We start from the raw sequence: 26,213 nt of genomic DNA, 5'->3' as shown, positions 1-26,213 counted from the left end.
GAAACTCCGAGATGAACCGAGATGAGGACGAGGACGACGTGGATGGCGTGGATGACGACGAGGACGCGCGACGGAGCGCGCGTGCCCTGCGCCGGGCAACGCGCCTGGGCACCTTGCTCTGCGCGCGCGCGCCGCGCATGGTGACACAATTGCGGGGTCTAGATCGCGGTGTTAGCGTGCGAAAGGGAGGGGGCGCATTGCGCCCACCGAACTCTTCATGCTGACGTTGACGGAGCTTGTCGATCGCGTCCGGACCTATCAGCCGGCGGCAGACGTCGATCTCATCGCCCGGGCCTACGCCTACAGCTCTGACGCTCACAAGGGGCAGACCCGCAAGAGCGGTGACCCTTACTTTTCCCACCCGGCCAGCGTCGCCGCGATCATCACCGAGCTCAAGCTGGACACGGCGAGCGTCTGCGCCGGGCTCTTGCACGATGTCGTCGAGGACACGCTCGCGACGACCACCGACATCGAGAACAGCTTCGGCCAGGAGGTGGCGTTCCTCGTCGACGGCGTGACGAAGCTCTCGAAGATCAACTTCGCTTCCAAGGAAGATCGGCAAGCCGAGAACTTCCGCAAGATGCTGGTGGCGATGGCGCGGGACATCCGCGTGCTCCTCGTGAAGCTGTGCGACCGCCTCGACAACATGCGGACGCTCGAGTTCATGAAGCCCGAGGCGCAGGACCGGATCGCCCGGGAGACGATGGATATCTACGCGCCGCTCGCGAACCGCCTCGGCATCGCGCGCTTCAAGAGCGAGCTCGAGGACCTTTCGTTCAGGTACATCGAGCCGGAAGCCTGGTCGGACCTCTCGCAGAAGGTCAAGACGACAGCGAAGGAGCGGGACAAGTACATCCACGAGGTCTCGAAGGTGCTCGCGGGCAAGCTCGCGGAGCAGGGGTTCGCGGTCGACGTCACCGGCCGCGCGAAGCACCTCTACTCGATCTGGCGCAAGATGCAGGCGCAGCAGTGCGATTTCGATCAAGTCTACGACGTCATCGCGTTTCGCGTGCTCGTCGAGTCGGTGGCGGACTGCTACGCGACGCTCGGCGTGATCCACTCGCAGTGGACCCCGGTACCCGGCCGCTTCAAGGATTACGTCGCGCTGCCCAAGCCGAACATGTACCAGTCGCTGCACACGACGGTCATCGGGCCCGGGCGCGAGCGGATCGAGATCCAGATCCGCACCCACGAGATGCATCGCGTCGCGGAGCAGGGCATCGCGGCGCACTGGAAGTACAAGGAGAACAACTCCGGCGGCATCGACCCGAAGGACGCCGCACGGTTCGGTTGGCTCCGCCAGCTGATGGAGTTCCAGAAGGAGCTCAAGGATCCGGCCGAGTTCCTGGAGAGCGTCAAGGTCGACCTGTTCCAGGACGAGGTGTACGTCTTCACGCCGAAGGGGGACGTGCGCGTCTTCCCCCGCGGCTCGACGCCCATCGACTTCGCGTACGCGATCCACACGCAGGTCGGCGAGCACTGCTCGGGGGCGCGGGTCAACGGCGCCATCGTCCCGCTCCGCTCGAAGCTCCGGAACGGCGACGTGGTCGAGGTGATGACCAACCCGAGCCAGCACCCTTCGAAGGACTGGCTCGATTACGTCACGTCCAGCCGCGCGCGCTCGAAGATCCGCAACTACCTGCGCACGGAGCAGCGGGAGAAGTCGCTCAAGCTCGGCCGTGAGCTCCTCGAGAAGGAGATGCACCAGCGGAGCATGAGCCTGAGTCGCCTCACGAAGCACGAGGGCGAGCTGCGCAAGGTCATGGAGCGCTTCGGGGTCACCTCGGCCGACGAGCTCTTCATCTCGGTCGGCTATGGCAAGGTGAGCGTCCGCGCGGTGTGCGAGTTCCTCGCGCCCACGCCCAAGGAGAACGAGAAGGGCACGCCGACCCCGCCGCCCGAGTCGATCAAGGAGGGGCGCATCGAGTCGCTCGTCCGCAAGGTCACCGGGCGCGACAGCCACGGCATCCGGCTGAACGGCATCGACGACGTCCTCGTCCGCTACACGAAGTGCTGTAACCCGCTCCCAGGCGACGAGATCGTCGGCTTCATCACGCGCGGCCGCGGCATCACCGTCCACCGCCGCAACTGCGCCAAGGCGTTCGACACGGACCCGGAGCGCCGCGTGGAGATCTCCTGGGACGCGCGCGCGAAGATCAACCGCCCCGTGCAGATCAAGGTGATGACGGCGAACCGGCCGGGCATCCTCGCGACGGTCGGCCACACGTTCCACGAGCAGGGCATCAACATCAGCGAGGCGACCTGTCGCGCGGGCGACGACGGTCGGGCGATGAACACGTTCACGTTCCTGTGCTCCGACCTCGCGCAGCTGAAGAGCGTGATCCGGCGGCTGCAGCGGATCCCCGGCGTGATGGCCGTCGAGCGGACCTGAGCGGCGGGCCTCAGCGGCCGCGGCGAGCGCGCGCCGCGCTGCTCGTCCTGGGCGGCGCGCCCGCGGCGCTCGGTCCAGCCTCCGCCAGGGCGCGGGTGAGCGGACGGCCGAGGTCGCCCCCCGGCTCGTGTCGCGCGGCGATCTCCTGCACCTTGCGGACGAGCCGGGTCACGTCGTGGTGGCGGACCGGGGATCCAGCGGAGGCGCGATCACAAAAGAACGTGCGACACCCGAGGGGCCTCGCGGCGTAGATCGCGCAGCGGCCGGCGTCGGTGAGCATCGGGCACCGCCGCTCCGACGCCTGCGGCAGCGCGCGTCGCCGGCTCGGACCGCTGGCGGGCGCCCCCGACTCAAGCGCTCCCGCCCCGTCCGCTCGCACGATCCCCTCGAGCGCTCGGCGGCCCCCGCGAGCCGCGATCGCGCGCCGGACGGCAGCGAGCTCGACGGACGTCACGTACGGTTCGCGGCCCGTGATGCCGAACCGACAGCACTCGGTCGAGGCCTCGCACGTCCAGCCACTGAAGACCTCTTCCGCCTCGCGGTACACGGCCGAGAGCTCGATGAGCAGATCGGCTTCACGGACGGGTGGATCGAGGGGCGTGGTTCGACGCATTCGTTCGGAGGCGCTCTCGTGGTGATCGGACGTACTGCCAGCCCGAAGCGGCCGCGATGCCAGGGGAGGGGTGCGGAGCAGGGCGGAGCTTCAAGCAGCGACCCTAGTGCCACGCGGCGCCGCTGCGAAGCAGCAATCCGCCATCCTGACGGGCGCTCTGACGCAGGGCACCAGCGCCGTCCGTTCTGGAGCGAGCTGCCGCTGCGACCGCGGGGGGCGTCGGCGCTGTTCTCGGATGCGCGAGGCCGCGCGCTGGGCGGCGAGCGCGCACGCGCTATTCTCGCGCTGGATGCCGGTGCTGCGCCCGAAGCTTCGAGCCCTTGAGATCGTCGTCATCCAGGATGAGCGCCATGGCCGCGCGTTGACGTTGCGCGACACCGAGGGCATCGCGCCGTCTCCGGTCGTCGTTCCCGCCGCGAGCGCTGCCGTGCTCGCGCGCTTCGACGGGAGGCGATCGATCGACGAGATCGCGCGTGACGTCGCCCGGTCGACGGGCCAGCACGTGGACGCCGCCCACGTGTCGCAGCTGGCCGACGAGCTGGAACGCGCGTGGATGCTCGACAGCCCGCGATTCCACGCGCGCCGGCGGAGCGTCGTGCAATCGTTCGACGCGGCGCCGATCCGGGTGGCCGCGCACGCGGGCGGCGCGTACCACGGCGATCGACGGAAGCTCGCCGACTTCATCGAGCGAAAGTGCCTCCAGGTCGCGCGGCCGCAGGGCGGAGCGACGCGCGCTGCAGCGTCGCAAAGCGCGCCAACACGCATGGTCGGGCTCTGCGCGCCGCACATGGATCTCTGGCGCGCCGCGGCGGGCTACGGGCATGCCTATGCTGCGCTGGAGCAGGCGCTGGCGGGTCCAGGGCTCGAGCAGGTCGACACGTTCGTTCTGCTCGGGACGTCGCACGCCGCGATGCGCCGTCCGTACGCCGTCTGCGAGAAGACGTTCGCGACGCCGCTCGGTCCTCTCGATCCGGATCGAGAGATGATCGCGGAGCTCGCGGCGGCGAGCCGCTTCGACGTGCGCGAGGACCAGTACCTGCACAAGAACGAGCACTCGATCGAATTTCAGGCCGTGTTCGTGCGGCACCTCCTTGGCGGCCGCGCGGCGTCGATCGTACCCATCCTCTGCGGCCTCTCGGAGTGTCAGGCGCGGCGTCGCGACCCCGCGCAAGACGATGGTGCCGAGTCGTTCCTGAGGGCGCTCCGCGACGCCCTGGCGAAGCGCCCCGGTCGCGTCCTCGTCATCGCAGGAGCGGACCTCGCCCACGTCGGCCCGCGCTTCGGTGATCCCGCGCCCCTGGACGAGCGGCAGCGGACGGCGCTGCGCGACCGCGATCTCGCCTCGATCGAGCGCGCGACGTCGATCGACGCGCCGGGCTTCTTCGTCGACGTTGCTCGGGACCTCGCCAGCCGTCGCGTCTGCGGCCTCGGCCCCATCTACACGTTGCTGCGCGCGCTCCCGCCGTCGTCGCGCGGCGAGATGCTGCACTACGAGCAGTGCGTCGACCCCGAGGAGGGATCGATCGTCAGCCATACGTCTCTCGGATTTTACGGTTGAAGAGCCGCGCCTGGATGTCCGCCTGGCGCGCGCTGGCGCTTCGTCATCGAGCGCGCCGAGAGCCCCCCGCGCTGGCGCGACGCAGGGCTCCCGGTCGTGAAAGGGGCGTCACTCAGCCGCGCGGGACCCTGCGGCGCGCGATGTCGAGGCCGAGCCGGTCGGCCTCGCGGTAGATCGCCTGCCGCGACATGCCCAGGGCACGCGCAGCCGACGCGACGGAGCCGTTGGCCCGGGCGAGGGCGTCCTCGAGGCGGGCGCGCGCGAGCGAAGGATCCGTCGCGGGCGGGAGGTTCGGCTTCACCCGCGGGCCGCGCGCGAGCGATCCCGCGATCGGCGTGACGGAGAGCGGGCCGTCCGGCGCAGCCTGGGCTGCGGTCACGATGGCGGACTCGAGCTGCGGCACGCCGCCCGGCCAGCCGGCGCGGACGAGCGCCTCCAGGAGCTGCGGGGTGAAGCGGTCGAGGCCGATCGCGTTGCGCTCCGCGATGTCGCGCACGATGAGCGGCACGTCCTCGCGCCGCATCTCGAGCGTCGGGATCGTGATCCGCTTGCCAGAGAAGAGCGAAGCGAACCACGGCGCGACGCGCCCGTCGCCGGCGGCACGGTCGAGCGGCTGTCCGGTCGTCGCGATGATGCTGACGCCGTTCGAGCGACCGACCGAGTGCGCGATCTCCAGCTGCTGCGGGCGCGGCAGGCGATCGGCGTCGAGGACGAGCCATGTCATCGGTCGCGCGCCCGGCGGAATGGCCGGCTTCGTCTCGGCGCTGCCGTCGATGACCAGCGTCTCACCCAGGCCCTCGCGCACCGCTGCGGCGAGGCGAGCCAGCGTCCGCTTCCCGACCCCGGGCGCGCCCTCGATGCAGACGCTGGAGCCCGACTGCACGAGCTTCATCACCGGGTCGATCCAGTCCTTGCGCTGCTTCGAGCCGAACACCAGCGGGCCGAGCCGAGACGGCGCGCCGTCGTACAGCGCGAGGTGCCGCTCGACGAAGACCCCGAGCTGATGCCCGAGGCGCACCACGTCGCCGTGCATCACGCCGATGCGCCGGGCGCGGACGCCGTTCACCCACGTGCCGTCGTGGGTGTCCATGTCCTCGATGTAGCAACCGTCCGAACGGACGCTGATCTTCGCGTGCTCCGGCGCGATCCCTTCGCCCTCGATGCGCCCGTCGCGCGCGGCGCTGCCGATCACGGCGCCGTCCATGAGGCTCACGATCCGCGGCGGAGCGTCGAGCCCGATCAGGACGAGCCCCCACCCGCCGTCGTCATCCTGTCGCTTGGCGTGGACTCCGGACCGGTACTCTTTCTGAAGGACCGGCGCCGTTGTCTCCGCAACGTCCACTCGCAAAGCAGTCTGTTCGTTCATGCTCCCCCCAAGTCCAAAGGACCTGCCTGGTCGACCCAGGCCAACCAAGAGCGCGCCGAGTGGCGGGCACCCTTATGATGTAAGAGCCCCCCACACGGTGCCGCTGTCGCGAACGCGAAGGCTTTTGTGAGCGGCACCGTGCGCGGTGCTGCTTGGCGAGCCCCCTCGCTCGCAATGGCCACACAATACTCGACCAGAGCGGCCGTGCAACCTGCCGGCGACGGAAGTTTTGAGGTTTTGTTGTTGAGAGCTTGACTCCCACCACGCCGATTGGTACTCATCCGCCACGCATCGACGGAGCGAACCTCCGGTGATGACCCGGCGCGAATCAGGATTTTTCTGACAAACGCCGTCAGATGTGGTTTCTGAATTAAGTGATTGACATCTGCGGGAGTAACTCAGTGGTAGAGTGCAACCTTGCCAAGGTTGACGTCGCGGGTTCAAATCCCGTCTCCCGCTCCACGACATAGGCTCTGCGACAGCGAGCAGACCCTGCGAGGCCGGTGTGACCCACCGGCCTCTGTGTTTTGTTCAACGTTTCGCTCAACGTTTTGCTCAACCGCTCGGCGCGGTGGCGTCGTGGGAACGCACGGGGCGATGCGCCAGGCGGCGGGCCTGTGATACGAGGATTCGCCTCATGTCCGCTCCGCTCCACGAGCGCCTGCGCCTGCTTGCCCATAGCCTCGAGCGGCAGTTCCTGGGCAAGGACGAGATCATCCGCCTGCTCATGATCGCGGTCGTCGCGGGCGAGCACTGCGTGCTCCTCGGCCCGCCGGGGACCGCGAAGAGCGCGCTCATCCGCACGCTCGCAGAGCTGATGCAGGCGCGGTACTTCGAGTACCTGCTCACGCGCTTCACCGAGCCGAACGAGATCTTCGGTCCGGTCGACATCGGTGCTTTTCGCGAGGGGGTCTACCGCCGGAACACCTCGGGGATGCTCCCCGAGGCGGAGATCGTCTTCCTCGACGAGGTCTTCAAGTCGAACAGCGCCATCCTGAACGCGCTGCTCACGCTGCTGAACGAGCGCAAGTTCGCGAGCGGCGGCCAGGTGCTCCGCTGCCCGCTCATCAGCGTCTTCGCTGCCTCGAACGAGGTGCCCGGCGACGAGACGCTGACCGCGATCTTCGACCGCTTCCTCCTGCGGGTGCAGTCCGACAACCTCGACGCCTACCACTTCAGCGAGCTGCTCCAGCGCGGCATCCAGCAGGAGATCCGGCACATGGCCGGCGAGCCGCTTCGCCCGCTCGTCGCGGCGCGCGAGCTCGCCGAGCTCGGCCGAGGGTTCGGCGCGCGGATGAACTTCGGCGATGCGTTCCTATCGGCCTACAAGGGGCTGGTGTTCCAGATCCGCGCCGAAGGGATATCGCTCTCGGATCGTCGTGTCGTGAAGATGCTCAAGCTCTTCGCGGCGAGCGCTTACCTCGATGGCCGCCAGACGACCGACGCGAGCGACTTCTTCGTGCTCAAGCACATCTGGAACAACCAGGATCAGGCGGCGATCCTCGAGGGCATCGTGCAGCCGGTGCTCGAGGCCTTCTTTCGCGAGCACCCGGATCGCCGCCGCGTCGGCGCGCTCGGCGTCGGGGTGGAGGCGCTCGCCGCGGAGATCGATCGGATCCGGCAGATCCTCACGGGCGGCGCCTCGCTCGGCGACGTCCAGCTGTTCAGTCAGCTGAAGGCGCTCGGCGAGATCAAACAGGCGCTCGCCGGCATCAACGACGCTCGCGCCCGCGAGCTCGAGGCGCGCGTGTCTCAGCTGCTCGAGGCTTCGTTTCGGAGCGGACGCTTCGCGCAGATCTAGCGGCGCCCGGTCCGGGCGCGGCCGGCGCGGCGACGTCCGTCCTGGAGCGAGCCGTCCTCCCGGCCGGGCTCCGGGCAGGCGTGCTCGGAGCGGCGTCGGTCCTGGAGCGAGCCATCCGCCCGGCCGGGCCCTGACCAGGTGCGCTCGGGGCGTCGGCGTTGGCTCTGGAGCGAACCCTCGGCTGTGCCGGTCCCCGGCCGCGCGCGGCCGCACCACCGGCTTCCTGTGTAGGCCGAGGTGACGCCTTCGCGCCTGACCGGGCCGAGCTGGCCGTGCGGCGGTGGTCGACCGGACCCGACGACGCGCCCATCATCGCGCCGCGGATCCGCTTGGGCACGCCGAACGCCTCGCGGATGTGGAGGAGCTCATCCACCGTCAAGGCGCGCCACTCTCCCGGCCGGAGTCCTTCCGAGCTCACGCCGGCGAACGTCGTCCGGGCCAGGCGCATCACGGGCCAGCCGGTCGCCTCGCCCATGCGCCGGATCTGCTGGTTGCGGCCCTCGCGGAGGGTCACCTCGATCCACGTCTTGTCGCCCTCGTGGCGGAGCAGCCGCGCCTCGGCCGGCAGCGTGACGCCATCTTCGAGTCGGATCCCCTCGCGCCACGGCGTGAGATCGTCGTCGCTCATGACGCCCTGGACCTTCAGGACGTAGGTCTTCGGCACGCCGCCGCGCGGATGGAGCAGCGCGTTGGCGAAGTCGCCGTCGTTCGTCATGAGGAGGATGCCGCTCGTCGCGAAGTCGAGCCGACCCACGGGGTAGAGCCGCGCGCCCGTGCCGCGCACGTGGTCGGCGACCGTCGGGCGCCCCTCGGGATCGCGCAGCGTCGAGACGACGTTCCGCGGCTTGTGCAGCGCGACATAGACCGGCGCCTCGGAGACGAGGCGCTTGCCGTCGACCTCGATGCGGTCCTTTTGCCGGTCGGCCTTCAAGCCGAGCTCGGTCACGACGCGCCCGTTCACGCGCACCCGCCCGGCGAGGATGAGCTCCTCCGATGCGCGGCGCGAGGCGACGCCGGCGCGCGAGATGATCTTCTGCAGACGTTCTTCCATGGTGTGCTCGGGGACCTACGCCGACGCGATGGTGTCGGCCGACGGCACTGATAAGCACGCCCCTCGCGCCGCGTCGACCGACCTGGGCGGTACGCACCTGGGATCCGAGGCCTACGCCGGCGCGCCTGCCCTGGCGAACGCCTGCGGCGGCAGGAGCACCTGTGCGCGCTTGCGCCGTCAGGGCAGGGGGCGAGGTTGACCCCACCTCGGCTCGAAGGAGGCGCGCTCTATTTCTTCTTGTCGCTGGGGGGCGCCGCGCTCCCGCTCTCGCCCGCGGCCTCGTTCGCCTTGTCCGCGGCCGCCTGATCTTCCGCAGCCTTCTTCGCGGCTGCAGCGGTGGCCTCCTCTTCTTTCTTGCGCTCGTCGTCCTCGAAGCGGCGCTTCAGCTCGTTGTCGTGATCCCACCGATCGACCCGCTCGTCGGCGTCGATGTCCACGCCCATCCGCTCGAGCCGCCCCATGCGGTAGATCTCCCAGACGTCCGGCTTGCCGTCGCGGTTCGTGTCGCGCTTGATGCGCGCGAGCTTGCCGCCGCTGTAGTACTTCCACTCGTCGGGGTTGCCGTCGCGATCGGAGTCGACCTTCACCTCGGCCAGCCTTCCACCGGCGAACGTGAGCCATGTGTCGATCCGGCCGTCGTAGTTCGAGTCGGACTCCTCGTGAAGGCTCTCGCCCTTGTCGTTGTACTTGCGGACGACGTCCTTCACCCCGTCGAAGTTGGTGTCGATCTCGCGGCAGACGAGCGCCCTCTGGCGGTCTTCGCCGGTGCCCACGATCTGCCAGACGCGCCTCACGTTGGGCTGGATCGCGCCTGGCCCGGCGGTCTCGCTCGTCTCGCGATCTTCTTTGCCCTTCCAGTCGCACATCGAGCGATCGTCGATGCTGCCGTCGGCGTTGCGAGCCGCCTCGACCCTCGGCGCCTTCGCGCCTTCGAACCCTGGATCCGAGCCGCACGCCACGCCGAGCAGGCTGAGCGTGGCCAGCGCGATGTGCGCTTGTCTCCTCATGTCACGGTCCCTTCTTGGCGGCCGGCTGGCCAGGCACGGAGCCCGCGGGCGCTGTGGTCGCCGATGCAGCCGCGCCGGCGGGGGCAGCGGTGGGCGCGGCGGTCGTCGATGCAGCCGCGCCCGCGGCGGGGGCAGCTGCGGCGTTCGGCGCCCCGGCGGCCGCAGGCTGCCCTGCGCCCGCCCCACCCTCCGGGGGCGTGGCGCCGCCCGGCGGGGGCACGGGCGCTCTCGGCGCGCCGTACGATTCGGCGCAGAGATCCACCACGCTTCCGGGATCGGCCTTGCCGTCGGCGTTCTGATCGCTCGCCACGACCGCGCACTTCGCGTCGTTCGGGTTGTTGAACTGCCACCACTGGTCGACGATCCCATCGCCGTCGGAGTCGCGCTCGCGGCGCGCGAGGCGCGGACCCTCGTAGTAGTCCCAGGTGTCGAGCTTGTCGTCGAAGTTGGTCTCGCGCTCCTTCAACACGACGGCGCCGCGCTCGTAGTGAGCGATCTCGTCGGCCCGCCCGTCGCGGTCGAAGTCCGATTCGCGCCGCCGCTCCACCCCCTTGCCGTCGTAGTAGATGAAGGCGTCGATCGCGCCGTCCAGGTTCAGATCGACGACCCGACAGACCTCCCGGCCGTCTTGCTTCACGTGGATGATGTCGGGTATCCGGTCGCCGTTCACATCGACCTTCTCCGCAGAGGCGGAGTCCTTGTCGCAGGGCTCGTGGACGACCGCCGTGTCCCGTTCGCTGGCGGAGCCCTTCGCGCTCGAGGGTTCCGGCGTCGAGGACGCGCAGGAGGCGACCGAAATGGTGATCAGGGCCACAAGCGAGCACCTGGACGACCGCCAGGTGAGCGGGAATCGCGTCATCAAGAGATTCCTCCGGCCAGCCCGGAACCCTCGGGACAGAAGCTCGACGCGCCGGGCGAGCCGTCCCGACGCGGACCAGCTTCAAGCCGCAGTCTAGACCGCGGCCCGCGCGCACATCAAGAAGCCCACTAAACGCGACGGACGCGACGGACGCGACGGACGACGGACGCGACCCGCGGCCCAGCCCGGCCGATCCCCGAACCCCGGCGAGCGCGGTGGAGCCATTCCGATTGACATCATACGTACCGGCATCTAGGGTAACGTCTTGTCAGTCGTACCCTTCGAGACTGGCGGGTTACCCCCCCGGGCGTGACATGTCGCGGAAGAAAGTCTCGACGACCATCTACATCACGCCCGAGCAGGCCGAGCGGCTGAAGATCCTGCACGAACGCACCAAGGTCCCGATCGCCGTCTACATCCGCGAAGGGATAGATATGGTCCTCAAGCACTACGAGCACGTGCTGCCAGGGCAGATGTCCCTGGAGAGCCCGCCGGTCGCCGCGCCGCCGATCCCGAAGAAATGACCGGCGCCGGGGGCCGCAAGGCTCTGGGCCTGGGATGCTGGGCGCCGGTCGCTCGTGGATAGCTTCGCGGCGCGGGTCGCGCTAGGAGCAGCCACGCCGCGGTCCACCATTTCCCGCGGCGCTCGTAGAGCCGCGCGCCGCGGCTCGCTCCCCCCGGAGGGGCCCGGACGTTCCCGTCCGCTCCCTCGCATTTCGATCGAGGCCGCGTGCTGCGGCCGCTAACGCTGGTCAGGTCGCCGCGCCCTGAAGCTCGCTATGCCTGTTGATTCCAAGCTCATCCGCAACTTCTCGATCATCGCCCACATCGACCACGGCAAGTCCACGCTCGCCGACCGCATCCTCGACGCGACCGGGGCGCTCACCGCCCGCGAGCAGAAGGAGCAGTTCCTCGACAAGATGGACATCGAGCGCGAGCGGGGGATCACGATCAAGGCCCAGACCGTTCGCCTGGATTACACCGCGAAGGACGGCCAGACGTACCGGCTACACCTCATCGATACGCCCGGGCACGTCGACTTCAACTACGAGGTCTCGCGCAGCCTCCAGGCGTGCGAGGGCGCGCTGCTCGTCGTCGATGCCACCCAGGGCGTCGAGGCGCAGACCCTCGCGAACGTCTTCCTCGCCCTGGACAACAACCTCGCGATCCTCCCGGTCCTCAACAAGATCGACCTCCCCTCGGCCGACGTCGAGCGGACGACCCGCGAGATCGAGGACGTCATCGGCCTCGACTGCTCCGGCGCCATCCCCGCCAGCGCCAAGACGGGGATCGGCATCGCGGAGATCCTCGAGGCGGTGGTCGCGCGCATCCCGGCGCCGAAGGGCGACCTGAACGCGGCGCCCCGCGCCCTCATCTTCGACAGCTGGTACGACAGCTACCGCGGCGCGGTCGTCATGGTGCGCGTCGTCGACGGCATCATCCGGAAGGGCCAGAAGGTCCGCTTCATGGCGACCGGCCGCGACTACGAGGTCACGGAGATGGGCGTGTTCACGCCCCACGCGACCGCCATCACCGAGCTCGGGCCAGGGGAGGTCGGCTTCCTCGTCGGCAACATCAAGAGCGTCGTCGACACGAAGATCGGCGACACGGTGACCGACGCCGTCCACCCGGCGACGACGCCGCTTCCCGGCTTCAAGGAGGTCAAGCCGATGGTCTTCGCCGGGATCTTCCCGACGGACTCGGCCCAGTACGAGGACCTCCGCGACGCCCTGTCGAAGCTCCACATGAACGACGCCGCGTTCGTCTTCGAGCCCGACACCTCCGAGGCGCTCGGGTTCGGCTTCCGGTGCGGCTTCCTCGGCCTGCTCCACATGGAGATCATCCAGGAGCGGCTGGAGCGCGAGTACAACCTCGACCTCATCACGACCGCGCCGAGCGTCGTCTACCACTGCTACCTGAACGACGGCTCGATGAAGTCGATCGAGAACCCCGCGAAGCTCCCGCCGCCGAACCTCACCGATCGCATCGAGGAGCCGATCTTCCGGATGACCGTCCACGTTCCGTCGACGTACGTCGGCGCGGTCCTCGCCCTGTGCCAGGAGCGGCGCGGGGAGCAGAAGTCGATCCAGTACGCCTCGTCCGACCGCGTGATCATCACCTACGACATGCCCCTCAGCGAGGTGCTCTTCGACTTCCACGACAAGCTGAAGAGCGTGTCGCGCGGCTACGCGTCGATGGACTACGAGCTCGTCGGGTACCGCGCCGACGATCTCATCAAGCTGGACATGCTGGTGAACGGCGACCCGCTCGACGCCCTCAGCGTCATCGTGCACCGCGACAAGGCGTACGCCCGGGGCCGGGATCTCGCGGTGAAGCTCAAGGACATCGTGCCGCGCCAGCAGTACGAGGTCGCGATCCAGGCGGCGATCGGGTCGAAGGTCATCGCGCGGACGACCGTGAAGGCGATGCGCAAGGACGTGACCGCCAAGTGCTATGGCGGCGACATCAGCCGCAAGCGCAAGCTCCTCGAGAAGCAGAAGGAGGGCAAGAAGCGGATGAAGATGGTCGGGAGCGTCGAGATCCCGCAGGAGGCGTTCCTCGCCATCCTGAAGATCGACTGACGCGCGGGGGCGCCGGTCACCGCGCGCCGCGCGGCCACGCGAGCGTGGCGGCGCGCGGCGCGCGCTCGTATAAGCCGCCCATGCAGCCCGCCCCCGTCCGGCCGCGCGAGCTCCGCGCGGCGTCCCCTGCCTTCGCCCTCGCCCTCGGCCTCGCCGTCCTCGCGTGCGACGATCAGCGCGCCACGGCGCCTCAAGCGTCCGCCTCAGCCTCCGCGCCGTCGGGCGCGGACAGCGCGGCGCCGGCCCCGAGCGCCGCGGCGGCCCCCGCGGCCACGGAGGCCGCGAAGCGGGATTTGCCGCCGCGGCCGATCCCGATCGGGTCGAGCGGGCCGATCCAGCCGAGCGCGCCGGCGGAGCAGCAGATGATGGCGATCCAGTACACGCTCGCCATGGTGTCGCCGCGGTCGACCGACCCGCTCGTCGACAAGGCCTACCTCGAGGGCATCCTGCCGAAGCTCGCCGCGGCGGTGCGCACCGCCGACAAGGGCAAGACCCCGCCGAACCCCGCCAAGGCGACCAAGGGGAACAGGAAGATCGAGGTCGACATGGGCAAGGGGTGCACCGAGCGCACCCCGTCCAACCTGCTCGCGCAGCGGGCAGGCTCCTCTCTGAAGGAGGCGTACGACGCGGGGATCCTCGTCGTCTCCTGCCACGACGACCGATGGGAGTGCCACCAGTCGACGCGGGATCCGAGCGACGTCCTGTGCCACGCAGCGCCGCGGCGCTGAGCGTGGTATGGGCTGCGCCTGCCATGCAGGAGACGCTTGCCTACTCGGTCCCCGACGCCAACACCCTCCCTCGAATGGGTCCGCTCGCCGAGATGCTCGTCGAGCTGAACCGCGAACGCCCGCCGCTCGCCCGGCTCCACCACGACGCCACCGTCGCGTTCGGTCCGACGATGCGCGTCGAGCGCTTCGCCCTCGGGAACGGGCTCAAGGTGCTCGTGCTCGTCGACCCCTCGGCGCCCGTGGTCTGCCTGCAGACCTGGTTCGGCGTCGGCTCGCGCCATGAGCGCGTGGGCAAGACCGGCATCGCCCACCTCTTCGAGCACCTCATGTTCGGCGAGACGGAGAGCGTCGCCCACGGCGCGTTCGACCGGATGCTCGAGGAGGCCGGCGCCGAGACGAACGCGGCGACGTTCCTCGACTGGACCTACTACCACACGAACCTGCCGAAGGACGCGCTCGCGCTCACCCTCCGCCTCGAGGCGGAGCGCATGGCGCGGCTCGTCCTCCGCGATCCGCAGGTGTCGAGCGAGAAGGAGGTCGTCGCCAACGAGCGGAGGCAGCGGGTCGACGACGACGTCGACGGGGCGGTGAGCGAGCTGCTCTACAAGGAGGCGTTCACCAAGCACGCCTACGGGTGGCCGACCATCGGCTGGATGGAGGACATCAAGGGCTTCACGACCGAGGACTGCGTCGAGTTCTACCGGACGTACTACGCCCCCAACAACGCGGCGCTGGTCATCGTCGGCGACGTCGCGCTCGACGAGGCGCTGCGCGGGGTGCAGGACCACTACGGCGCGCAGGAGCCCTCGAAGATCCCGGTCGAAGAGGTGTGCCCCGAGCCGCCGCAGATCGCGGAGCGCCGCGCCGAGGTGGTGAAGCCGACCGCCACGCACAAGGTCGCGATCGGCTATCACTCGCCGGCGCTCGGCGATTTCGACCACGCGCCCCTCGCCCTGCTGAACGAGATCCTCTTCTCCGGTCGGTCGTCGCGCGTGCACCGGGCGCTCGTTCAGGAGCAGGAGATCGCGAGCGAGGTCCGGGGCTGGGTCGGCTCGTTCCGCGATCCTGCGCTCTACGACATCTATCTCTCGGCCCGCGGCGAGCACACCGGCGAGGCGCTGCTCGCGGCCCTCGAGCCGCTCCTGGAGGCGGTGCGCCGCGCCCCCGTTACCGAGGCGGAGCTCGATCGCGCGAAGGCGCGCATCGAGCTCTCGGTCCTGCAAGGGCTCGAGACCGTCGCCGGCAAGGCAGAGCAGATCGGCTTCTACGAGACGGTGCTCGGCGATCCCGCCGCCCTGTTCGAGCGGCTCGCCGCCTACCGGCGGGCGACCGTGGGGGATCTGCTGCGTGTGGCGCGGCGCTACCTGGTGAGCTCGGCGCGGACGGTGATCCACGTGATCCCGGACGGGACAAGCGACGAGGACGACGAGGACGGGACGGACGCGGAGAGCGAGGAGGCATCGTGAGCCAGAGCGTGAAGAGCGGCCTCGCCTGGGGCGCCGAGGGGCAGGGCAGGGGAGCGACGGGCGGTCGCGTGGCGCCCCGCGACGGCGCGGTGCTCGTGGAGACGAGCCACGCGCTCCCCATCGTCAGCATCGTGGTCGCGTTCTCCTCCGGCTCGGCGCACGATCCGGCCGGGCGCGAGGGGCTCGCGCGCATCACGGCGCGCATGCTCCGCCGCGGCGCGGAGGGCTACAGCGCGAACGAGATCGAGGAGACGATCGACGCGCTCGGCGGGGAGTTCGGCACCGACGTGGCGACGAGCGCGACGACAGTGCATTTCGAGGTGATCAAGCGCTCGCTCGATCGGTTCGTCGAGCTCGGGGCCACGCTCCTCGCGCGCCCCACGTTCTCGCCGCCCGAGCTCGCGCGGCTCCTGCGGGAGGCCGAGGCTGAGCTCATCGAGGCGCGCGACAGCGATCGCTCGCTCTGCAGCCGCGCCTTCCGGCGGACCCTGTTCGCCGGGCACCCCTACGGCCGCCGCATCGCGGGGACCATCCCGACGCTGCGGGAGATCACGCGCGACGACGTCGCCGCGTTCTATGCGCGGCACTACACCCGGCGCAACGCCATCGTCGCCATCTCGGGCGACATCGAGCCCGGCGAGGCGCATGGGGTCGCCGAGCGCCTCCTGTCCGGCCTGCCCGAGGGCGAGGCGATCCCGGATCCGGTGACGGATCCCGGAGCGAGGCCCGGGCGTTGCCTCGTGTTCGTCGACAAACCCGAGCGGACGCAGACGCAGATGGTCATCGGCGGGCTCGGCACCGACGCCCACGACCCCGATCACATGGCGCTCCTGGTCGCGAACACCGCCTTCGGAGGCACCTTCTCGTCGCGGCTGATGCAGGAGGTACGCGCGAAGCGTGGCTGGTCCTACGGCGCCTCGTCGCGCGCGGGCTTCGATCGGCACCGCGACGCGTTCACCATGTGGACCGCGCCCGCGGCGCAGGACGCCGCCGCCTGCCTCTCCCTGCAGCTCGGGCTGCTCGAGGCGCTGCGGCGCGATGGGATCACCGAGGACGAGCTCACGTTCGTGAAGCGCTACCTCGTCCGCTCGCACGCGTTCGAGATCGACACCGCGAGGAAGCGCGTGCACCAGAAGCTCGACGAGCTCCTGTACGATCTGCCGGAGGGGTACCACGAGACCTACCTGAAGCGGATCGAGGACGTCACGCTAGCGGAGGCGAACGCCGCGGTGCGGCGCCGGATCTCGGAGGACGATCTGGTGATTGGCGTCGTCGGCACGCATGAAGAGATCGGCGAGGCGATCGCCGCGGCCGTCCCGAAGCTGGCCGAGGTGAAGGTCGAGCCGTACGATCTCGAGTAGCCGGCGCCGCGCCGAGGGCGATCACGTCGCGGCGCGCAGGCCGCGAGACCCGGGCGCGCGCCGTCTCGGGCGGTCTCACCCCGCGGCGGCGAGGCCTCGGCGCTGGCGACGCCGGCGGCCTGTCCGAGCGGCGTCGGACGACCGGGAGCGCGATCGGAACCGCCCATCGGCCGCTGGCATCCAAGGCGCTGCTCCTTCGCGAGATCGCGGCAGGGATCGCGGCCCGCTCCAGGATCACCGGCGCCTCCGGCCGCGATCGCTCAGCGCGCGCCGCGCGATGCCTGCCACGGCGCACCTTGCGCCGGCTCGCGAGGGCGAACGAGGGGAGCTCGCGATGAAGGCACGAACCATCCACGCGCCGGTCCTTGCGGCGGTGACCGCGCTGTCCGGGCCCGCTGCCGCGGCGGTCCCCGTCACGATCACCCACCAGGGTCGCCTCTTCGATTCGGTGGGCCAGCCCATCGACGACACGCTCGACGTGGTGTTCGCGTTCTACGACGCGCCCGACGCGCCCGTGCCCGTCTGGAGCGAGCTCCACACCATCACGTTCGACCAAGGCTATTTCTCGGTCGACCTCGGCGAGCTCGCGCCCGTCGACAAGCCGGTCTTCGACGGCGCGGCGCGCTACCTGGGGATCACCGTGGGGGACGACCCCGAGATGGTGCCCCGCGCCAAGATCGCGAGCGTTCCGTATGCGCTCCAGGCCAGCAACGTCGCGGGGGACATCACGCCGAACTCGATCTCCATCGGCGGTCGCCTCGTCATCGACAGCAGCGGCGTGTGGGTCGGCGATCCGATCGGCCTGCAGGGCGCGCCGGGGCCGGCGGGCCCGCCCGGCGCGGCCGGCCCGCTCGGTCCGAGCGGTCCGGCTGGGCCGCCTGGGCCGCCTGGGCCGCCTGGCGCCGCCGGGCCCCCGGGGGCGGAGGGGCCGCAGGGACCTCCTGGTGTCATCTCGAGCACCTACGTTTCCGCCGCGGGTGCCGCCCCTCAGAAATCGCTGCAGTTCCTGGCTGCGCCCGCGACCGTGAGCGTGACCGCCTCGGGGCAGCGCGTCGTCGTCGTCTCCAACAAGGCGCTCGGCGCCGCGTCGACCCCGGCGGACCAGCTCCACCTCTGGATCTGCTCTCAGCAGCTCTCGCCTCTCGGGGAGCTCAGCCCAGAGGGGACGGGCGTCTATGCGGTCCAGGTCCCGGCGCACACCCGCATCACCATGGGGCTGAGCGCAGTGCTGTCGCCGCCCCCAGGCCAGTACAACGTCGGCCTATGCGGGAAGTCCGATAGCCCCTTCTGGACCAACAACGACTATTCGTACACCTCCGCTGTCGTCTCGATGCAGTAAGGTCGGGCCGGGCGGCCAACCTCGCGCGCCGCGAGGCGGGCGGCGCCTGCCCTCCGATCGCCACCATGCAGAAGGAGCTGATGATCCCGGCGGCGATCCTGCTAGGCAGCCTCTTCATCGCAGCAGGGCTCTACCTCGGGCTGCAGCGTCCGCCGCCGCCACCTGCGCTTCCGTCGGCCAGCGTGGAGCCCTCGACAGCGCGCGCGGGCGCGCTGCCTGCGACCGCGGGCGCGCCCGCTCCTTCGCTGCCTGTGCCTCACCCCGCGTCGGTAGGGGCCTCGCCTGTGACGAGCGAGCTCTACAAGCGTGTCGAGGGGGATGCCGCCAAGGGGCTCGAAGGGCGCCGATCGCTCTTCGTGAAGCAGTGCTGGGAGCCTTCGCTCAGGAAGAACCCGGCTCCGGCGCGCGCCAGGTACATCTTCAACATGACCTTCGATGCGTCCGGGAACGAGATCGCCCGCGGCATCAGCGAAGTACGAGGGATGGATCGTCCCGACGCGGCGCAATGCCTCCGGATGATGCCGCTCGAGCTCGTCGTGCCGCCGCCCGGAACGCGCGTCTCCGTCGAGATCGAGATGACCCTGCCGTGAGCGCGCCGTGGCTGTGAGCGCGCCCTCGCCACGGAGGCCGTGATGCAACGATGCCTCTCCGCCGTTTGGTCCGCGATGGGCGGTGGGCTAAGGTCACGCCGTGCCTTGGCTTGCCGAGCTCGCCCTGCACCTCTCCCGCGCGCTGCACCTCGTGGTCCTGGCGATCGCGCCCACGTGGCTCTCGCCTGAGCCGCTCCCGGCCGGCGCGCTCGCCCTCTCGGGATCGCTCTCGGCGGCCGCGCTCGCCGCGGCGCTCGGTCTGTCGGCGTGGTTCGCCGTGCGGCTCGATACCCGGCTCGCCAGGAACGGCGCGGCGCTGCTGTGGATCGCGCTCGCCGCAGCGCTCGCGGCCACGCTCTACTACCGCGGGCCTCGCGCGCCGCTCGCGCAGGGGGTCGTGTTCGTCGCCGTTCCCCTGTGGGCGGCGCTCGCGACCCTCGCCGCCGCCGCCGCGGAGCGCTGGCTCGGATCGAGCTTCAAGCACCGGCGCATGGGGGCCGCGATCGCCGTGATCGGCCTCGGCGTCGTCCAGCTGAACGGCGCAGCGCCCCTGCTCGGGTCGCGCGAGCGGATGTGGTGGGCGGCGCTGCGCCGCGACGGCGCACACCTGCGCGCGATCGACGAGCTCACGAGGCCGCTCCGCGAGCGGCGCAAGCTCGACGAGCTCGACGGCGTCGCGGCGCGCTGCCTGAGGATGCACCCCGCCGCCGCCGCGCCCGCCGCGCCGGCCACGTGCGCCTGCCTCGCGCTGCGCGCCGAGGCGAGGCTGCACGCCCGCAACGCTGGCGCCGCCCTCCGCGACGCGGAGTCCGCGCGCGAGCGGTGCCCGGAGCAGAGCGGCACGCGCGCGGTCCTGGCCGAGGCGCTCGCCGTCGCCGGCCGCCCCGAGCGTGCCGAGGCCGAGGCGCGGGCCGCGCTGGAGGAGGGCGGCGACCCGTCGCGGCTCCGCTATGCGCTCGCGCTTGCGCTCGAGCGCGCGGGTCGCCAGGCCGAGGCCAGGGCCGAGGCGGATCGCGCGATCGAGGCCGGCGCCGGCCGGAAGGCGCAGCTCCTCGCGGGGGCGCTCGCGATCCTGGCCGGAGATCTCGACGGGGCGAAGGCGCGCCTCACGCCGCTCGCCGAGCAGGATCCCTCGGACGCCGAGGTGCTCTACAACCTCGCGCTCATCGCCGACAAGCGCGGCGACTACAACAGCGCACGTCAAGGCTACCTCGCCGCCCTGAAGGCCGAGCCCAGGAGCGCCGATGCGCGCTACAACCTCGCGCTCCTGACGTTCCGTGCGGGCATCGCCGAGGAGTCGCGCCACCACGTCCGCAAGTTCCTCGACGCGTTCCCGGACGATCCGCGGGGCAGCCAGCTCGCGCAGGCGACGGGCACGCCGCTCGGCAAGACGTACACGACCGACAAGACGGACAAGGCCGACGGCGGCGCGCTTCCAGGCCGGCCGGCCGAGCGGCGGTCTCTGCAGGAGCCCGCCGCCGCGAGCTCGGGTCCTCGCTAGCTTTCGCCGCGAAGCGTCGCAAACGTCGCAAACGTCGCAAATGCAGGGCGCGGGGGATGGCGGGGCTTCTACGCCATTTCATGCCGTCGGTCCCCGTTCACTTTTGCATGGCGCGAACGTGACCCTGGACGACGACCTGTGTTATTCCAGAAGGTCTGGGAGGCTGCGTGACACCCGCCGCGGGGAACACCGTTGCCGATCGCTTCCGCCTGGTGCGTCCGCTCAGGCAAGGCGGGATGGGTTCGGTGTGGCTCGCTCAGCACCTCGGCCTCGACATCCCGTGCGCGATCAAGTTCATGAACGCGCAGGGCGTCTCCAAGGAGGTGCGGCACCGGTTCGAGCGTGAGGCGAAGGTCGCCGCGCAGATCCGCAGCCCGCACGTCGTGCAGATCCTCGACCACGGCGTATGGCAGGGGACGCCGTACATCGCGATGGAGTACCTCGAGGGGGAGGACCTCGACACCCGCATCCAGCGCGTGGGGCGGCTCGACCCGCACGACACCATGGCGATCACGGCGCAGGTGGCGCGCGCCCTCACCAAGGCTCACGCGAGCGGCCTGGTCCATCGCGATCTCAAGCCGGCCAACATCTTCCTCGTCCGGGACGACGACAGGGAGATCGCCAAGGTGCTCGATTTCGGCATCGCGAAGGACAGCACGCCGCAGGTCACCTCCACCACGAAGACCGGCTCGCTGCTCGGGACGCCCGCGTACATGAGCCCGGAGCAGGCGCAGGGCACCAAGCGCATCGATCACCGCTCGGATCTCTGGTCGCTGGCCGTCGTCGTGTTCGAGTGCCTCACCGGCAAGCTCCCGTTCAACAGCGAGGCATTCGGCGATCTGCTCCTCAAGATCATGGTCAAGCCGCTGCCCGTGCCGTCGCAATTCGCGCCCGTGCCGCCTGGCTTCGACGCCTGGTGGGCCCGCGCGGCGTCGCGCGAGCCCGACGCGCGGTTCCAGAGCGCGAAGGAGTTCTGCGACGCGCTCGCGCTCGCGCTCGACATCGCGAGCGAGAGCTTCGAGTCCAGGACGAGCATCGTCGGCCCGTTCCGCGTGTCCGGCGAGCGCATCTCGGTGGAGCTCGGGTTCGCGCCACGATCGAGGGAGAGCGCGGCGCTCCCCGACGCGGGGCCCGACAGCGCGGCGCCTTCGTTCGGGGACGCGGTCACGCTGATCGCCTCGGCGGACGGCGAGGCTGCGCGGACCTCGGCTGGGCCCGGCGCGACGGTGGCCTCGCCGGGAGCCGCGGAGGCCGCGTCCGCGATGGCCGGCCGCCAGATGCGGCCGCAGACCACCAGCGCGCTGGTCTCGGTGGTGTCTCCCCCGGCGCGACGGCCGGTCGTCGGACGCGCGCTCGCCGCCGTGGCGGCGGGCGCGGTCGCTCTCATGGCCGTCGCGTTCTTCGCCCTGCGCGGCGGGAGCCCTGACGCGACGGGGCAACCGCTCGCGCAGCCGGCTCCCACGGCTTCGGTGGCCGATGCGCCGCGGGGGCCCGACGTCGTGGCGCCGGCCACCGCCTCCGCGCAGGCGCCGGAGCCGCCCCCCTCTGTGGCCTCGACGGCTGCGGCCTCGGCGACGGCGTCTGCGACGCCGGCGAGCGGCCCGCGTGCGCCATCGGCTCAGCCCGCTCAGGCGAAGCCGCGCTCCCCCGCGCCGCCGGGGAGCGTCCGCCGCAAGCCGAAGCCGACGGACTTCGGCATCTGACGTTCACCTGCAGCACTTCGCCCGGACCTCCTTACGTATGGCTCGTCGACTCGGGATCGCTTCCTTGCTGCTCGCCCTGACCTTCACGCCCGCCGCGCTGGCGCAGGTCTCGGACGCTGATCGCGCGACCGCGCGCTCGCTCGCCGTGGAGGGGCAGGAGGCCCTCGAACGAAGGGACTTCGCGGCCGCGCTCGATCGGTTCAGCCGCGCCGACGCCATCATCCACGCGCCGACGCTGTTGCTCGGCGTAGCCCGCGCCCAGGTGGGCGTGGGCCAGTGGATCGCGGCCCAGGAGTCGTACAGCCGCATCCTCCGCGAGGGGGTGCCGGAGAAATCGCCCGAGCAGTTCTTCGAGGCGATCGCGGCCGCTCAACGCGAGCTCGACGCGCTCACGCCCCGGATCCCGCAGGTGCTCATCTCGGTGATCGGGCCGGACACCACCGCCGTCACGATCGACGATGCGCCGGTGCCGCGCGCCGCGCTCGGGGTCCGGCGGCCGGTCGATCCAGGCGACCACGTCGTCCGGGCGGCGGCCGCGGGGTTCGCTCCGCTCGAGGTGAAGGTGACGCTCGCCGAGGGCGCCAGCGAGACCGTCGCGCTCGAGCTCAAGCCGGTCGCGCCGCCTCCGGTCAAGCCGAGTCCGCCGGTGGCGCCGCGGCCAGACCAGGGCGCTCCTGCTTCCGGTTCCGGCGGCAGCAGCCGCACGGTGCTGGCGATCGCCGCGTTCGGGCTCGGCGGCGCAGGGCTCGCGGCCGGCGCCGTCGGCGGCGTGCTCGCGCTCGGCAAGCACGGCGATCTCTCGGGGCGCTGCCCTGCCAGCCGGTGCGACCCGTCGCTCAAGGGCGATATCGACAGCTACCACGCGATGGGTACCCTCTCGACGATCGGGTTCGCGATCGGCGCGGTGGGCGTCGGCGCGGGGGCGTTCCTGCTGCTCACAGCGCCGAGATCGCCGCAGCGCGCCGGGATATCGATCACGCCCGTGATCGGGCTCGGCTCCGCGGGAGCGAAGGGGAGTTTCTGATGCGCCAGGCGTTCGGAATCGGCTCGATGGTCTGCGTTGCCATCATGACCGCCGCGGCATGCACCAGCGTGCTCGGGGACTTCACGGTGAGCGAAGCCGGCGCGAGCTCGGCCGGTGGATCCGATGCGTGCGCGACCGGCACGGCGGACTGCGACGGCAACCCCGACGACTGCGAGGTGAACCTGCTCGACGACCCCCAGAACTGCGGCGCTTGCGGCGCGGTGTGCCTGGACGGCGGGACGTGCAGCGCGACCGGCTGCAGCGGGGCCACGGAGATCGCGCGCGGGTTTCCCACCATCGAGGCTCCGAACGCGAACCTCCTCACCGTCTACCAGGGCGAGGTCTACTGGACCGCCGGCGAAGGCACGGACGGCAGCGTGCAAAAGGTGTCGGTCTTCGGCGGAGCCGTCACGACGCTCGCCGTCGGCCAGAACGCTCCGTACGGGATCGCCGTCAACCAGCACGGCGTCTTCTGGTCCAACCTCAACGACAAGGACGTCTTGATGGTGGACCGCAACGGAGCACGCGCGCCAGAGGTCCTCTTCGACTCGGACTTCGCGACCCTCGGCGTGGCTGCGGACGACAACGCGGTGTTCTGGGCGCAGCGCGCGGCTGGCATCGGCACGCCGGGCGACGGGAGCCTCATCGGCCAGATCCTGATGCCCGGCGAATGGGCGGACGACGAGTTCCTCGAGGTCAGCGATGCTTCGCCGCACCTCATCGCGCTCGATCAAGAGCACGTGTACTGGGTCGACAGGAGCCTGCGCGGCACGGTGAACCAGACGCATCGGCAGACCGGCGACACGAAGCGGCTGGCCGACGAGCAGCTGTTTCCGTACGCCATCGCCGTGGACGACGACCACGTCTACTGGACCAACAGCCCGCGCGGGGATCACGCGAGCGAGCTGTCTGCCGTCATGAGGGCGCCAAAGGACGGCTCGGAGGACGCGGTGGCCGTCTGGACGGCCGTCGAGGATGATGACGTGGCGCATGCGTCCCCCGACTGCATCGCCGTGGATGGGCTCGATGAGTTCGTCTACTGGACCGATCAGGGGTCCCCCCGCGTGATGCGGAAGCGCAAGGACGGCATGGCAAGGGCGCGGCCGCTGTACGAGGGCGGCACCCCGCGCGGGATCGCGGTCGCTGGCGGGTTCGTGTACTGGGCAGACGAGAGCAGCGGCACGATACGCAAGCTCCCCCGCTGAGGGGCGGCCCGCATGCGCCCCGCGCTTGCTCAGCGCGGGGCCGAGCGCGCCCGCTCAGCCTGCGGCGTCGCGCACCCGATCGACGTCGACGCCCAGCCGACCTGACGTGTCGTCGGCGGCCGAGACGACGCGCGCGCCCTGGAGGATGTCGCGCGCCATGAGCTGCGTGGAGAGGATCGCGCAGAACGCCATGTCGTCGGTGTTGCTCATCGATTTGCCGCCGGTCTTGCGGCACTTCGCGACGAGCGCCGCGACGGGCTGCGCCTGCCAGATGCCGGCGTCCTTGATGGCATCCGGCGACAGGCACGCCTCGACATAGTCCGGCGTCCCGCTCCCGAAGAAAGGCTGCACCACGGGCGCGCGGTACGGCTGCTTCTTCCGCGCGAGGACGCCGGGCGGCAGGAGATCGCCCATCGCGCGCTTCAGCACGTGCTTCTCGTCGAGGGTGCGGAGCTTGAGCGCGTCCGGCAGCGCGTCCGCCACGTCCATCACGTTGGGATCGAGGAACGGGAAGCGCCCCTCGACCGAGTTCGCCATCATCATGCGCTCGCCCTGCGAGGAGAGCAGGTAGCCGGAGAGCAGCGTCGTGATCTCCAGGTACTGCGCGCGCGCGAGCGGCGTCCAGCGCATGAAGTCGCGCGGCAGCTGCTCCCTCAGGCGATCGGCCGCGGCGGTGTCGCCGATGCCCTCGCGCATCGCGGGATCGAGCATCAGCTTGATGCGGCTCGTGGCGTCCCAGCGCGGGCGGTGGGAGTAGAACGGGTCGTCCGTCTGCGCGAGGTTCCTCCCGAAGAAGGCCTTGGCCATCTCGACCTGCGCGACAGGCGACCGCTGCAGGTAGGGGTAGAGCCGGAGGAGGAGCTGCGGCCTGAGCTTGCTGTCCGGGTGGCGCGCCCAGAAGCGGCGTACCCGGTCCTCGCGGAAGATGTCGTACCCGGCGAAGAACTCGTCGGCGCCCTCGCCCGTCAGCACCACGCGGTAGCCGCTCTGCCGGACGAGGCGCGCCAGGATGAACAGCGGCGCCGGGGCGGTGCGCAGGAGCGGGGCCTCGGCGTGGTAGACGACCTCCGGGAAGACGCCGGCGATGTCGGCGTCACCGCACTGGATCGACGCGTGCGACGTGCCGAGGTGCGCCACGGCGGCGCGCTGGTACTCGGCCTCGTCGAACTCGCGCTCGGCGAACTCGACCGAGAACGTGCGCAGCGGCACCTCGCGGTTCGAGGCGATGAGCGCCGCGACGATCGTGGAGTCGAGCCCGCCGCTCAGGTAGCTGCCGACGGGGACGTCGGCGCGCAGGCGGATCGTCGAGCCGCCGCGGACCGCCTCGCGCACGCTGGACACGAGCCCCGCCTCGTCGCCGCCGGGCGCGCGCCCGACGGGGAACTCGGGGCGGAAGCGGACCGAGACGCGCGGCGCCACGTCGCGATCGAGATCGAGCGTCGCCACCGCGCCCGGCGGGATCTGCTGGATGCCCTCGTACGGCGTGAGCGGGGCGATCGGCGCCCAGAACGTCAGCGCCTCGTCGAGGCCCTCGCGGGAGATCGCGCGGGGGATGGTGGGGTCCTGGAAGAGCGACTTCACCTCGCTGGCGAACCGGAGGACGCCGCGGTGGACCGTCCAGAAGAGCGGGTTGATGCCGACGCGGTCGCGCGAGAAGAACGCGCGCCTCCGCTGGACGTCCCAGATGACGAACGCCCACTGGCCGTTCAGCCGATCGACCATGGCCTCGCCGTACTCGGCGTAGGCGTGGATCAGCGCCTCGGTGTCGCTCTTGGTCCGGAAGTGATGGCCCTTCGCCGTGAGCTCCTCGCGGAGCTCGATGTAGTTGAAGATCTCGCCGTTGAAGCAGACCCAGAGCGTCTCCTCGGCGTTGGCCATCGGCTGCCAGCCGCCGTCGAGGTCGATGATCGACAGGCGCGAGTGGGCGAGCGCGACGTGGCGATCGCGGTAGATGCCGAAGCCGTCAGGGCCGCGGTGGCGGAGCGCCCGCGCCATCTTGAGGGCGAGCTCGCGGTCGGGGTTCGGCGCGTCGGTGCGTAGGTTGATGAGGCCGGCGATACCGCACAT

20 protein-coding genes and 1 tRNA gene are annotated in these 26,213 nt (G+C 70.7%); 15 read left to right on the top strand and 6 right to left on the bottom strand.

Annotated elements, in window-relative coordinates; genetic code table 11:
• Nucleotides 1-217: 217 nt before the first annotated feature.
• Nucleotides 218-2,392 carry a RelA/SpoT family protein gene (locus WMF11_RS21460; protein WP_437554329.1) on the top strand — a complete coding sequence of 725 codons (2,175 nt, stop codon included), beginning with the start codon at nucleotides 218-220 and terminating at the stop codon, nucleotides 2,390-2,392.
• A 10-nt stretch (nucleotides 2,393-2,402) separates the two neighbouring features.
• On the opposite strand, the gene WMF11_RS21455 is transcribed toward WMF11_RS21460, so the two are convergent.
• The gene (locus WMF11_RS21455; RefSeq protein ID WP_437910372.1) at nucleotides 2,403-3,005 is read right to left on the bottom strand and encodes a YkgJ family cysteine cluster protein; all 603 of its coding nucleotides are present in this window, start codon (nucleotides 3,003-3,005) and stop codon (nucleotides 2,403-2,405) included.
• Nucleotides 3,006-3,294: 289 nt separating this feature from the next.
• Between WMF11_RS21455 and amrB the strand changes: the two genes are divergently transcribed.
• Nucleotides 3,295-4,563: an AmmeMemoRadiSam system protein B gene (gene amrB / locus WMF11_RS21450; RefSeq protein ID WP_437978729.1), complete on the top strand. Its 1,269-nt coding sequence runs from the start codon at nucleotides 3,295-3,297 to the stop codon at nucleotides 4,561-4,563.
• Between the two features lie 112 nt (nucleotides 4,564-4,675).
• On the opposite strand, the gene WMF11_RS21445 is transcribed toward amrB, so the two are convergent.
• Complete coding sequence (locus WMF11_RS21445; protein ID WP_437554323.1) at nucleotides 4,676-5,905, bottom strand: FHA domain-containing protein; 1,230 nt, start codon at nucleotides 5,903-5,905, stop codon at nucleotides 4,676-4,678.
• A gap of 411 nt (nucleotides 5,906-6,316) precedes the next feature.
• Between WMF11_RS21445 and WMF11_RS21440 the strand changes: the two genes are divergently transcribed.
• Both WMF11_RS21440 and WMF11_RS21435 read left to right on the top strand, forming a co-directional pair.
• A tRNA-Gly gene (locus WMF11_RS21440) sits at nucleotides 6,317-6,391 on the top strand.
• A 175-nt stretch (nucleotides 6,392-6,566) separates the two neighbouring features.
• Nucleotides 6,567-7,730 (top strand): AAA family ATPase, encoded by a 1,164-nt coding sequence (locus tag WMF11_RS21435; RefSeq protein ID WP_012236471.1) that lies wholly within the window; start codon nucleotides 6,567-6,569, stop codon nucleotides 7,728-7,730.
• Here WMF11_RS21435 and WMF11_RS21430 read toward each other — a convergent pair.
• The 3 genes from WMF11_RS21430 to WMF11_RS21420 all read right to left on the bottom strand — a co-directional run bounded on the left by WMF11_RS21430 (nucleotide 7,642) and on the right by WMF11_RS21420 (nucleotide 10,647).
• On the bottom strand, nucleotides 7,642-8,781 hold the full coding sequence (locus WMF11_RS21430) for a pseudouridine synthase (protein ID WP_437978728.1): 1,140 nt from the start codon (nucleotides 8,779-8,781) through the stop codon (nucleotides 7,642-7,644). The two genes, WMF11_RS21435 and WMF11_RS21430, sit on opposite strands and share 89 nt — an antisense overlap.
• A gap of 227 nt (nucleotides 8,782-9,008) precedes the next feature.
• Entirely contained in the window at nucleotides 9,009-9,788 is a 780-nt protein-coding gene (locus WMF11_RS21425; protein WP_437978727.1) for a hypothetical protein, read from the bottom strand.
• 1 nt (nucleotide 9,789) lies between these two features.
• A complete protein-coding gene (locus tag WMF11_RS21420; protein ID WP_437554316.1) occupies nucleotides 9,790-10,647 on the bottom strand; it encodes a hypothetical protein in 858 nt (285 codons plus the stop codon).
• 314 nt (nucleotides 10,648-10,961) lie between these two features.
• Here WMF11_RS21420 and WMF11_RS21415 point away from each other — a divergent pair, with 314 nt between their 5' ends.
• The 11 genes from WMF11_RS21415 (at nucleotide 10,962) to WMF11_RS21365 (ending at nucleotide 24,146) form a co-directional block, all read left to right on the top strand.
• Nucleotides 10,962-11,171 carry a ribbon-helix-helix domain-containing protein gene (locus WMF11_RS21415; RefSeq protein WP_012236467.1) on the top strand — a complete coding sequence of 70 codons (210 nt, stop codon included), beginning with the start codon at nucleotides 10,962-10,964 and terminating at the stop codon, nucleotides 11,169-11,171.
• Between the two features lie 255 nt (nucleotides 11,172-11,426).
• Nucleotides 11,427-13,229: a translation elongation factor 4 gene (gene lepA / locus WMF11_RS21410; RefSeq protein ID WP_437554314.1), complete on the top strand. Its 1,803-nt coding sequence runs from the start codon at nucleotides 11,427-11,429 to the stop codon at nucleotides 13,227-13,229.
• 80 nt (nucleotides 13,230-13,309) lie between these two features.
• Nucleotides 13,310-13,957, top strand: coding sequence for a hypothetical protein (locus WMF11_RS21405; RefSeq protein ID WP_437554312.1), 648 nt, complete (start codon nucleotides 13,310-13,312; stop codon nucleotides 13,955-13,957).
• Between the two features lie 23 nt (nucleotides 13,958-13,980).
• A complete protein-coding gene (locus tag WMF11_RS21400) occupies nucleotides 13,981-15,423 on the top strand; it encodes a M16 family metallopeptidase (RefSeq protein WP_437978726.1) in 1,443 nt (480 codons plus the stop codon).
• Entirely contained in the window at nucleotides 15,420-16,784 is a 1,365-nt protein-coding gene (locus WMF11_RS21395) for a M16 family metallopeptidase (protein ID WP_437910365.1), read from the top strand. Before WMF11_RS21400 ends, WMF11_RS21395 begins: the two co-directional genes overlap by 4 nt.
• Nucleotides 16,785-17,118: 334 nt before the next feature.
• Nucleotides 17,119-18,123, top strand: a complete 1,005-nt coding sequence (locus WMF11_RS21390; RefSeq protein WP_437910363.1) for a collagen-like protein — start codon at nucleotides 17,119-17,121, stop codon at nucleotides 18,121-18,123.
• Between the two features lie 65 nt (nucleotides 18,124-18,188).
• Nucleotides 18,189-18,713, top strand: coding sequence for a hypothetical protein (locus WMF11_RS21385; protein WP_437978725.1), 525 nt, complete (start codon nucleotides 18,189-18,191; stop codon nucleotides 18,711-18,713).
• Nucleotides 18,714-18,813: 100 nt separating this feature from the next.
• On the top strand, nucleotides 18,814-20,214 hold the full coding sequence (locus WMF11_RS21380; protein WP_437978724.1) for a tetratricopeptide repeat protein: 1,401 nt from the start codon (nucleotides 18,814-18,816) through the stop codon (nucleotides 20,212-20,214).
• Between the two features lie 167 nt (nucleotides 20,215-20,381).
• Nucleotides 20,382-21,917 (top strand): protein kinase domain-containing protein, encoded by a 1,536-nt coding sequence (locus tag WMF11_RS21375; RefSeq protein WP_437910357.1) that lies wholly within the window; start codon nucleotides 20,382-20,384, stop codon nucleotides 21,915-21,917.
• Nucleotides 21,918-21,954: 37 nt separating this feature from the next.
• The gene (locus WMF11_RS21370) at nucleotides 21,955-22,941 is read left to right on the top strand and encodes a hypothetical protein (protein WP_437978723.1); all 987 of its coding nucleotides are present in this window, start codon (nucleotides 21,955-21,957) and stop codon (nucleotides 22,939-22,941) included.
• Nucleotides 22,941-24,146: a lipoprotein receptor gene (locus tag WMF11_RS21365; RefSeq protein WP_437910353.1), complete on the top strand. Its 1,206-nt coding sequence runs from the start codon at nucleotides 22,941-22,943 to the stop codon at nucleotides 24,144-24,146. Before WMF11_RS21370 ends, WMF11_RS21365 begins: the two co-directional genes overlap by 1 nt.
• Nucleotides 24,147-24,200: 54 nt before the next feature.
• On the opposite strand, the gene asnB is transcribed toward WMF11_RS21365, so the two are convergent.
• Complete coding sequence (gene asnB / locus WMF11_RS21360) at nucleotides 24,201-26,213, bottom strand: asparagine synthase (glutamine-hydrolyzing) (protein WP_437978722.1); 2,013 nt, start codon at nucleotides 26,211-26,213, stop codon at nucleotides 24,201-24,203.

This window comes from Sorangium sp. So ce295 (assembly GCF_051527405.1).
Classification (GTDB): Bacteria; Myxococcota_A; Polyangia; order Polyangiales; family Polyangiaceae; genus Sorangium; species Sorangium cellulosum_B.
The sequence above is the reverse complement of the archived record's forward strand: the minus strand, read 5'-3'. Positions and strand labels throughout refer to the sequence as shown.

What these genes read in the sequence shown, in the direction of transcription:
- WMF11_RS21460 (WP_437554329.1), top strand. Translation starts at nt 218, where the DNA reads ATGCTGACGTTGACGGAGCTTGTCGATCGCGTCCGGACCTATCAGCCG.
- WMF11_RS21455 (WP_437910372.1), bottom strand. Translation starts at nt 3,005, where the DNA reads ATGCGTCGAACCACGCCCCTCGATCCACCCGTCCGTGAAGCCGATCTG.
- amrB (WP_437978729.1), top strand. Translation starts at nt 3,295, where the DNA reads ATGCCGGTGCTGCGCCCGAAGCTTCGAGCCCTTGAGATCGTCGTCATC.
- WMF11_RS21435 (WP_012236471.1), top strand. Translation starts at nt 6,567, where the DNA reads ATGTCCGCTCCGCTCCACGAGCGCCTGCGCCTGCTTGCCCATAGCCTC.
- WMF11_RS21430 (WP_437978728.1), bottom strand. Translation starts at nt 8,781, where the DNA reads ATGGAAGAACGTCTGCAGAAGATCATCTCGCGCGCCGGCGTCGCCTCG.
- WMF11_RS21425 (WP_437978727.1), bottom strand. Translation starts at nt 9,788, where the DNA reads ATGAGGAGACAAGCGCACATCGCGCTGGCCACGCTCAGCCTGCTCGGC.
- WMF11_RS21420 (WP_437554316.1), bottom strand. Translation starts at nt 10,647, where the DNA reads ATGACGCGATTCCCGCTCACCTGGCGGTCGTCCAGGTGCTCGCTTGTG.
- WMF11_RS21415 (WP_012236467.1), top strand. Translation starts at nt 10,962, where the DNA reads ATGTCGCGGAAGAAAGTCTCGACGACCATCTACATCACGCCCGAGCAG.
- lepA (WP_437554314.1), top strand. Translation starts at nt 11,427, where the DNA reads ATGCCTGTTGATTCCAAGCTCATCCGCAACTTCTCGATCATCGCCCAC.
- WMF11_RS21405 (WP_437554312.1), top strand. Translation starts at nt 13,310, where the DNA reads ATGCAGCCCGCCCCCGTCCGGCCGCGCGAGCTCCGCGCGGCGTCCCCT.
- WMF11_RS21400 (WP_437978726.1), top strand. Translation starts at nt 13,981, where the DNA reads ATGCAGGAGACGCTTGCCTACTCGGTCCCCGACGCCAACACCCTCCCT.
- WMF11_RS21390 (WP_437910363.1), top strand. Translation starts at nt 17,119, where the DNA reads ATGAAGGCACGAACCATCCACGCGCCGGTCCTTGCGGCGGTGACCGCG.
- WMF11_RS21385 (WP_437978725.1), top strand. Translation starts at nt 18,189, where the DNA reads ATGCAGAAGGAGCTGATGATCCCGGCGGCGATCCTGCTAGGCAGCCTC.
- WMF11_RS21370 (WP_437978723.1), top strand. Translation starts at nt 21,955, where the DNA reads ATGGCTCGTCGACTCGGGATCGCTTCCTTGCTGCTCGCCCTGACCTTC.
- WMF11_RS21365 (WP_437910353.1), top strand. Translation starts at nt 22,941, where the DNA reads ATGCGCCAGGCGTTCGGAATCGGCTCGATGGTCTGCGTTGCCATCATG.
- asnB (WP_437978722.1), bottom strand. Translation starts at nt 26,213, where the DNA reads ATGTGCGGTATCGCCGGCCTCATCAACCTACGCACCGACGCGCCGAAC.